The organism is Desulfogranum japonicum DSM 18378, from assembly GCF_000429945.1.
Taxonomy (GTDB): Bacteria; Desulfobacterota; Desulfobulbia; order Desulfobulbales; family Desulfobulbaceae; genus Desulfogranum; species Desulfogranum japonicum.
This window is the reverse complement of record NZ_AUCV01000132.1, coordinates 1-1119: the sequence shown is the minus strand read 5'-3', so window position 1 is coordinate 1119 and position 1119 is coordinate 1. Positions and strand designations below refer to the sequence as shown.

Genomic DNA, 1119 nt, shown 5'->3' with positions numbered 1-1119 from the left:
AATATATATTTCCTTAAAGAGACGGGCTTGTCCAACCACGGATAAGATTGTGGTTCGTTCGTTCCTCACTCACACAATCTATCCTTATTCGTTATCTTTTAATTTATTGTTTTTATACGCTTTTTTAGTCGTTCCCTTGTAAATATTTACCACAAAATGGGCAAAATGAAATTGCAATAGTCGAACTGAACATTAATTCTCCTACTTGATCTGCCTCCCCATCTGCTAAGTCCTTTTCAGTGGCTTCTCGATAAATATGAAACCACCATTTCTTCTCCCCAGTTTCTTCGTTGAAATCAGAATATATAATTTCAATATCTTTATTTGGAGACTCTTTGCATTGATGGTTTTTGTAGTCTTTATCGTTGGTCATTTTTTCATTAAGATAACGTTTGCATAAGGGGCGGCAAGATTGCGTGGCAACCAACGTCAAGACAAGTATAAGCATGAAGCGTATCACAATCCTTGAAAATACCGCCGAGTTCTTGCCGTCACTTTGATGCGATTGTTAGCTAATTTTTTTTATTATACACCGCAGTCAATTGGGCTTTCAGGATACGTGCCATTTAAAATTGGAGATATGATATTTCTTATATCCATTGGTGCAAACTCCTCGCTTGAGGATTGGAGTTCTTGGAGTGACCACCATTTGTGTTTTGAAATATATCCGTCCTGATTTGAAGGACTGTAAGTCGAGTCAGAGGTGAAAGCGACAAAGAAACGTTCATACTGATCAAAAGGTTTCCCATTCCAAATATGCTTATGCCTTCTAAACCATACATATGGGCCAAGATCAAATATGCATCCTGATTCTTCAAACGCCTCTCTTTTAGCAGCATCTTCGAAACTCTCATTTGGTTCAAGACCACCACCAGGCATTACCCAAAATCGCTTTCCAGTTTGGGGTTCTGTAGCCTGTAAGTAGAGTACTCGCTTATCTTGGTTAATCAAAATCACCCTTGAAGCGAGTCGGGATTCTTTTGGTATTTCATCACTCATGATATTTTCCAGCTAACGCTAAATTCACCGGCCTAGGCCGCGAAGTGGACTAGGTCCGGTGGAATGACTGGTTGGACGAAGCCGCTATGCGGCAGAAAATAGTGTATATTCCTGTAACAG

General features: G+C 39.8%; 2 protein-coding genes. Both read right to left on the bottom strand.

Annotated elements, in window-relative coordinates; all coding sequences use genetic code 11:
* Positions 1-124: 124 nt before the first annotated feature.
* Positions 125-448, bottom strand: a complete 324-nt coding sequence (locus tag G493_RS0122765; RefSeq protein WP_153306652.1) for a hypothetical protein — start codon at positions 446-448, stop codon at positions 125-127.
* Positions 449-525: 77 nt separating this feature from the next.
* A complete protein-coding gene (locus tag G493_RS32685; RefSeq protein WP_028582201.1) occupies positions 526-999 on the bottom strand; it encodes an NUDIX hydrolase in 474 nt (157 codons plus the stop codon).
* Positions 1000-1119: the final 120 nt, after the last annotated feature.

Bases quoted from the DNA above. Each gene is read 5' to 3' on its own strand.
- G493_RS0122765 (WP_153306652.1), bottom strand. From the start codon at position 448: ATGCTTATACTTGTCTTGACGTTGGTTGCCACGCAATCTTGCCGCCCC.
- G493_RS32685 (WP_028582201.1), bottom strand. From the start codon at position 999: ATGAGTGATGAAATACCAAAAGAATCCCGACTCGCTTCAAGGGTGATT.